We start from the raw sequence: 7,162 nt of genomic DNA, 5'->3' as shown, positions 1-7,162 counted from the left end.
AGTGTGCTAGTTCTTCAGTACCTATATCGTTAACAATATTGCTCATCATTGAGCAATTCCACTTGAATGCTGCACTTCGTTTACCCGCGGCCTTACATTTAGCTTTTCATTTTAACAAGGCAGTTAAAATACAACAGAAGCATTTCCATACGCGGTTAACGTTACACATTATCTTACAAAATAACCCCTTTTTACCTTATAAATAACCCCTTTGCAACTTGCTCATTAAACGGTACAAAGTAAATTAGGAATTAAAGAGGTTTACTTTCCTGAGGACCTTGGTTTCGGGATTCCTAATAAGCGTAAATACGAACCACGCGGTTAACACCGTACCCTTGCAGACGCTTGACATGCTTATAGCCCACCATACGCCGTTAAGTTCCAGGCTAGTTGAAGATAGCAAAAGGGCTGCCGGGATCCTTAAAGCGTTGAAGGTTATTCCTACTACCGACGGGGGAACAGTCTTGCCCAATCCGTTAAAAGCACCTGCCGAGGTTAACTCCAGGCACATAAATAGCTGTGAAAGCCCCAATATCCGTAAATATGCAATTCCGTGCCTTATGGTCTCTTCTTCGTCGATGAATATGGAAAATAGTGGCCTTGGAGCAAAGATCAGCAGTGCGGTAGCCAATATCCCTATTATGGACATAGCCAAAATTCCTGCAATATAACTCTTAACAACCCTGTGCCATTTATTGGCGCCGTAGTTTTGCCCCACCAAGGTGCTCATGGCAGTTTGAAATCCCCCTGCCGTCATCCAGGATATAGCCTCTATTTGGGAGCCAATCTTTTGCACCGCTATTGGTATGGGACCCCATTGGGCGATTATCCTGGCAATGAACATGGCAAATACCGTAAATAGCCCACTTTGAAGTCCCGCCGGCAATCCTAACCTAACAATGGTTTTTATGCGGCCCATATCCGGAACTTCAAATAGATTTAGGCCTGAAAATATCTCTTTTGTCCTTCTGGCTTTGATAATGAATATGACAGTGACGCAAAACTGGGCAATTATGGTCGCCAAAGCCGCGCCGACAACCTCTAGTCTGGGAAAAGGCCCTAATCCCAGAATCAGCAACGGGTCTAAAATCATATTTATAATCAGTCCCAATGAATTTATGGTAAAAGGAATCCTGCTTTCCCCGTAGCCGTTAAAAATGGCAGTAAAGACGGGATTAATAAAATAGAATACCATCCCCGAGGCAACTATGACTAAATAGGTGACCGCATCGTCCACAATATCCTGCTCACCAATATTAAAAAATCCAATCAAAGGCCTGCAAAAGATGATCAACACCAAGGCGTATAGCAAGGCCAGGGAGATAATAAGCTGAATACTGTGTTTTATATAGGCCCTGACCTCGGCCATATCCCGTTTTCCTACCGATTGAGCTACCCCTACCTCGGCACCTACTCTGGATATCAATATAAAGGCCGCTCCAAGCCATGTAAAGAAACCGGCCGTTCCGACGGCAGCCACAGCCCTGGAGCCAATCCTCCCTACCCAAAGCATATCGGTCATATTATAGGCCATTTGAACAAAGGATGTCCCCATAATGGGAAGAGCCAATCTGAATAATGCTTTGAATACATTTCCTTCGGTTATGTCGTTTACCTTAACCACCTTCACCTACCCCTCCTATATTGGCCAATCTAGATTGTACACCGTTTTTCAATGTTTGTTAACACCGTCTTACGGAAAACCTCCTTCATTGAATTGTCAACAGCCCATTTTTAATCTGTCAAATCAGTTACATCATCTTCTAAGGTTTTATAATTCCATCCTTAAAAACCGAGCAAATTGCCTCAACAATAAACCCAGATAAAATGCGAGCGCACCTTTTTTGTCACTGACTAACCAAATGGAAAACCGGCTATTTTATAGCTATACAGAAAATTATCAGCTGGAAAGGAAAAGCCGAAAAAGTCATAATTATGCCTTATTAATACAACTCTATTGAGGTTATAGATAAAATGCAGTATAATTGAATTGCAAGTTGTACGTACAACTAATAGTAAAACCACATCCATCATATACTTAACAGCCATTGCACTAAGCGATAATAAGTAAAATATTCAGGGGAGTGATTATATGGACAATCGGGAAAGAATCAGGCAGCTGATATCAGATGGCCAAGCTGTGTTGGGCATCGAGCTGGGGTCTACTCGCATTAAAGCGGTACTGATTGATGACAACCACAATCCGATTGCTTCTGGCAGTCATTCCTGGCAAAACCGCTACGAAGACGGCATATGGACCTATCGATTGGAGGATGTCTGGACCGGCATTCAGGACAGTTACCGCAACCTATGCAGTGAGGTGGCCGAGAAATACGGTGTAGAAATCACCAATCTAAAGGCTATCGGAATCTCGGCTATGATGCATGGATATCTGCCCTTTGATAAAAACGGTTCGCTGCTAGTTCCATATCGCACATGGCGCAATACCATAACTGAGAAGGCCGCATCGGAGTTGACCAATCTGTTCAACTTTAACATTCCCCAACGTTGGAGCATAGCTCATCTCTATCAAGCCATCTTAAATGGAGAATCCCATGTAGCAGATATTGATTTTATTACCACCTTAGCCGGTTACGTGCACTGGCAGCTGTCGGGTGAAAAAGTGCTGGGTATAGGCGATGCCTCTGGCGTATTCCCCATTGGCAGCAATACCAACGACTATGACAGCAACATGATTGAACAGTTTGAAAACTTAATCGCGCCTAAGAAGTACCCGTGGAAACTGCGCCATATTCTTCCGAGGGTATTGATGGCCGGTGAAAAAGGCGGAGAGCTGACTCCTGAAGGTGCCAAAAAGCTGGATCCCACTGGCAAGCTCCGTCCTGGTATTCCCATAGCACCTCCGGAAGGCGATGCCGGCACCGGAATGGTGGCCACCAACAGCATAGCAGTTAGAACCGGGAACATATCTGCCGGCACATCGATCTTTGCCATGATCGTGTTGGAAAAGATGTTGTCCCGCGTATATGAAGAAGTGGATATGGTCACCACGCCAACCGGCAAGCCAGTTGCCATGGTGCACTGCAACAACTGTACATCGGATATTGATGATTGGGCCAGGATGCTGTGCGGCTTTGCTGAAGCTTTGGGACAGCCGTGCACCTTCCACCAAGCGCTAGAGGCGCTGTTCTATAAGGCTCTGGAGGGTGACGCAGATTGCGGCGGTCTAGTCTCCTATAACTATTTCGCCGGTGAACCTATTACCGGGCTTGAAGAAGGGCGTCCACTGTTTGTACGGTTACCTGATGCCAAATTCACCTTTGCCAATTTCGCCCGTGCACAGCTGTATGGTGCTATAGCCACGCTGAGGCTGGGAATGGACATTTTGCTTGAAAAAGAGCACGTCCAAATCGATTCGATGATGGGCCATGGCGGTTTCTTCAAAGCCGGTAATGTTGGGCAAAAGCTCATGGCAGCCGCTCTTAATATCCCAATCAGCGTGATGGAGACGGCCGGAGAGGGCGGCCCGTGGGGTATGGCCTTACTTGCTGCATATATGGTAAATAGAGACGAGGGAGAAACGTTAGAAGATTACCTATCCAATAAAGTTTTTGCCGGCAAGCCCGTGAATTGCGTTGAACCCGATGCCAAGGATGTGGAAGGCTTCAATCAATACATTAAAAGATACCAGGCCGGCCTGGCGGTTGAAAAGGCCGCAGTGGTACATATTCGATAGAGGGGAGAACAGCAAATGGCAATGAAAGATTATGAATTTTGGTTTGTGGTGGGCAGCCAGTTTTTATACGGCCCCGAGGTGCTGGAAATCGTAGCTGCCAGAGCGGCCGAGATGGCTGACCAGCTCAATGCAAGTGGAAGGCTTCCGTGTAAGATCGTTTATAAGGTTACGGCCAAAACGCCGGAGGAAATCAGCAATGTGGTAAAAGAGGCCAATTATCGCGACAACTGCGCGGGTATAATCACCTGGATGCACACCTTTAGCCCCAGTAAAATGTGGATTGATGGCCTAAAGAACCTACAAAAGCCGTATTTGCATCTAGCCACTCAGTATAACCTCCAAATCCCCAATGAAGAAATCGATATGGATTTCATGAACCTCAACCAATCAGCCCATGGGGATCGGGAACACGGCTTTATTGCGGCACGCCTGCGCATGCCCCGCAAGGTGATAGTGGGATATTGGCGGGATGAGGACGTGCAGAGGCGCATTGGCGATTGGATGCGCGCCGCTGTGGGCGTGGCATTCAGCAAAAAGGTGAAGATCATGCGTTTTGGGGATAACATGCGCAACGTAGCCGTTACCGAAGGCGACAAAGTGGAAGCACAGATCAAGCTAGGTTGGCAGGTTAACACATGGCCCGTTGGAGCGCTGGTTGAAGAAATCAATGCAGTCACCGATGCAGAAGTAGACGCTCTTCTAGAGGAATATCGCAAAAAATACGAGATTGCCACCGACAATATCGATGCCATTCGATATCAAGCTAAAGCAGAAATCGCCATAAAGCGCATGTTAGACAGAGAAGGATGCCAAGGATTCACCAATACCTTCGAAGACCTGTATGGCATGGAACAACTGCCCGGCTTGGCTACCCAGCGCCTGATGGAGCAGGGATACGGCTATGGCGCAGAAGGTGACTGGAAAACTAGCGCCATGACTGCCATAATAAAAGCCATGTCCGAAGGCAAGCACGGCGGGACGTCCTTCATGGAAGATTACACCTACGAGCTGACTAAAGGCAACGAATACATCCTTGGTGCGCATATGCTGGAGGTATGCCCCAGCATTGCAGCGGCAAAGCCCCGCATAGAGGTTCATCCGCTCAGCATAGGCGGCAAAAACGCTCCCGCTCGCTTAGTGTTTGAAGGAAAAGCAGGCAACGCTATAGCGGTAAGCTTGATAGATATGGGCGGTCGCCTGCGCCTCATTTGCCAGGATATCGAATGCATAAAGCCTCCTTTGCCCATGCCCAACCTGCCCGTGGCCCGTGTCACATGGAAACCCATGCCCGATATGCTCACCGGCATCGAGGCATGGATCATGGCGGGTGGTTCCCATCACACGGTGTTAAGCTACGATGTCACGGCAGAACAAATGAAAGATTGGGCGCGCATGATGGACATCGAGTTTGTCCACATAAACAAAGATACCAACCTTGAGCAGCTGGAAAAGGATCTATTCTTGGCCGACCTGGCGTGGAAGTTAAAGTAAAGGTTTCGTACATTGTGGCGTCTATCCTGGGGCGTCGACCAGATTGGCTTTCTCTCTGTTAGCCAAATTTAGGGGAGTCGGCGCCCCGCTTTTTTAACGATGGTGCCCGTCGTCAAGCAGTTCCACTTGAATCCTATAGTTCAGTTTTCCCGTCGCTTTATACTTTATCTTTATCGGCTTGATAAGGCAGTTGAAATATATTTCGAGTATCTTATTTTGATGCACCACTATCTTCTCGACCACTCTTCTGTAAACCTCTTCGGGTTTTTGGTTTTCCATGTCATCAACCAGGGCATTGATTCTCTCAATATACGATTTCAGCGCGTTGGCCCGTTTCTGATTGTTTATATTGATTTCCTCTATCTCCTTTATCTTCTTTCTAAGCTCCTCAATCTCTTTATCGTATCTTTGGTTCATCAAGGCTACATCCTGCTTGGATATAACCCCTTCAAGCATGCTGTCTATCAACTTAGCCTTTTTTCTGTTTATGTTTTCTATTTGCTTTAACAGGCCATCTACGCTCCTCATCTTCACAGGAGTTTCATGCTTTTTGATGAGCTCTTTAAGGTCATCTATTATCTGCTCTCTTTTATCTATGATGATATTTCTAAGAAGGTACCCGATTATCTCTTCCAACACAGCGTGGTTTACGGAACCTTGACTGCAGCCAACGACATTGCCCAATCCATCGGTTTTTTCGGTGCCGTGCTTGACAAATTCTTCGCATTTCCATGCCCTATATGTATTCCCGCTTTTCAATCTCCTAACTCTGCTGACAAACCTGCTTCCGCCTTTGCCACAAAATATCTTTCCGCTGCACCAGTACCGACTGCTGTACTTACTATTTTGTCCTTTGATTATACTTCTGCGCTGTAATTCCCTTTGTGTGGCTTCCCATAGCTCCCTTGAGATAATGGGTTCATGATGGTCCCTTATATATATCATCTCTTCCTGTCCTTTGTTGTACTTCTTTTTATGGGTCAAAAAATCGGGCGTAAAGGTCTTCTTCTGGCACAGATCCCCCACATATTTTTCATTGCGCAAGATCTTCAAAACGGTGGTATTGCTCCAGCGTAGGTTGCCTCTTTTGGTCCTTATGCCCGCTTGGCACAATTCCTTTGCAATTGTATGTAAACCCTTCCCTTCATTGGTAAACTTATGGAAAATCATACGCACGATTTCGGCTTCTTCCTCGTTAACGCTCAGCACGCCGTCTTTAAGGTCATAACCTAGCGGCGCCCTGCCAAACACCACGCCTCTTTCCATCTGCCTTTTTTGGCCCCATTTTACCCTTTGGGATATCCGGCGGCTTTCCTCCTGTGCCAAGCTCGCCATTATGGTCAACCTAAGCTCGGCATCGTCATCAAGGGTGTTAATGTTATCGTTGATAAATATTACACCCACGCCCATGCTCCTCAACTTGCGGGTGTAGTATATGCTATCCAGAGTATTTCTGGCGAACCTCGATATTTCTTTCGTTAAAATCAAATCTATTTTCCCGCGTTTGGCATCTTCCATCATTCTCAAGAATTCGGTGCGCTTTTCGGTTGATGTGCCGCTTATCCCCTCGTCCGCATAGATGTCGACCAGTTCCCATTCATCGTTTTTTCGTATGTATTCTTCAAAAAATCGCCTTTGGGACTCAAAAGAGTTTACCTGATCATCCTTATCGGTTGATACCCTGCAATAGGCACATACCCTCTTTTTGGTGCCAGACATGCTGGACATTACACCCTCCCCGGGGCATGGTTACTTCTAATCGGTTTCCATATCGACATCAACGCTTATCCTTCTAACTATTTTGCATTATTGCGCTGGAAGCAGGAATTTTTCAAAGCTTACTGCATTTAGGTCACTACACTTCCTATCTGCAGAGGTTGCGCTGTTTATATCGCTTATCATCTTATCCAGCTGCTCCTCAGTTATATAGCCCTCCTTTTGCAACTGACACAATACCCCTATTTTAAAGTTTTT

The 7,162-nt window shown here is 46.3% G+C and carries 4 protein-coding genes; 2 read left to right on the top strand and 2 right to left on the bottom strand.

The window, feature by feature from the left end:
* Window positions 1-244 precede the first annotated feature (244 nt).
* Window positions 245-1,624 carry an MATE family efflux transporter gene (locus tag FWJ59_RS06790; RefSeq protein ID WP_414481211.1) on the bottom strand — a complete coding sequence of 460 codons (1,380 nt, stop codon included), beginning with the start codon at window positions 1,622-1,624 and terminating at the stop codon, window positions 245-247.
* A 468-nt stretch (window positions 1,625-2,092) separates the two neighbouring features.
* Between FWJ59_RS06790 and FWJ59_RS06785 the strand changes: the two genes are divergently transcribed.
* Window positions 2,093-3,697: a xylulokinase gene (locus FWJ59_RS06785; protein ID WP_414481210.1), complete on the top strand. Its 1,605-nt coding sequence runs from the start codon at window positions 2,093-2,095 to the stop codon at window positions 3,695-3,697.
* 15 nt (window positions 3,698-3,712) lie between these two features.
* Complete coding sequence (araA, locus tag FWJ59_RS06780) at window positions 3,713-5,188, top strand: L-arabinose isomerase (RefSeq protein WP_414481209.1); 1,476 nt, start codon at window positions 3,713-3,715, stop codon at window positions 5,186-5,188.
* A 93-nt stretch (window positions 5,189-5,281) separates the two neighbouring features.
* Here araA and FWJ59_RS06775 read toward each other — a convergent pair whose 3' ends face one another.
* Window positions 5,282-6,916 carry a recombinase family protein gene (locus FWJ59_RS06775; protein ID WP_414481208.1) on the bottom strand — a complete coding sequence of 545 codons (1,635 nt, stop codon included), beginning with the start codon at window positions 6,914-6,916 and terminating at the stop codon, window positions 5,282-5,284.
* Window positions 6,917-7,162 lie beyond the last annotated feature (246 nt).

The organism is Caldicoprobacter sp. (assembly GCF_047459465.1).
In the GTDB taxonomy this organism is placed as follows: domain Bacteria; phylum Bacillota; class Clostridia; order Caldicoprobacterales; family Caldicoprobacteraceae; genus Caldicoprobacter.
This window is presented reverse-complemented; position numbering and strand designations above follow the sequence as displayed.

Coding starts and splice junctions, on each gene's coding strand:
- FWJ59_RS06785 (WP_414481210.1), top strand. CDS start 2,093: ATGGACAATCGGGAAAGAATCAGGCAGCTGATATCAGATGGCCAAGCT.
- FWJ59_RS06775 (WP_414481208.1), bottom strand. CDS start 6,916: ATGTCCAGCATGTCTGGCACCAAAAAGAGGGTATGTGCCTATTGCAGG.
- araA (WP_414481209.1), top strand. CDS start 3,713: ATGGCAATGAAAGATTATGAATTTTGGTTTGTGGTGGGCAGCCAGTTT.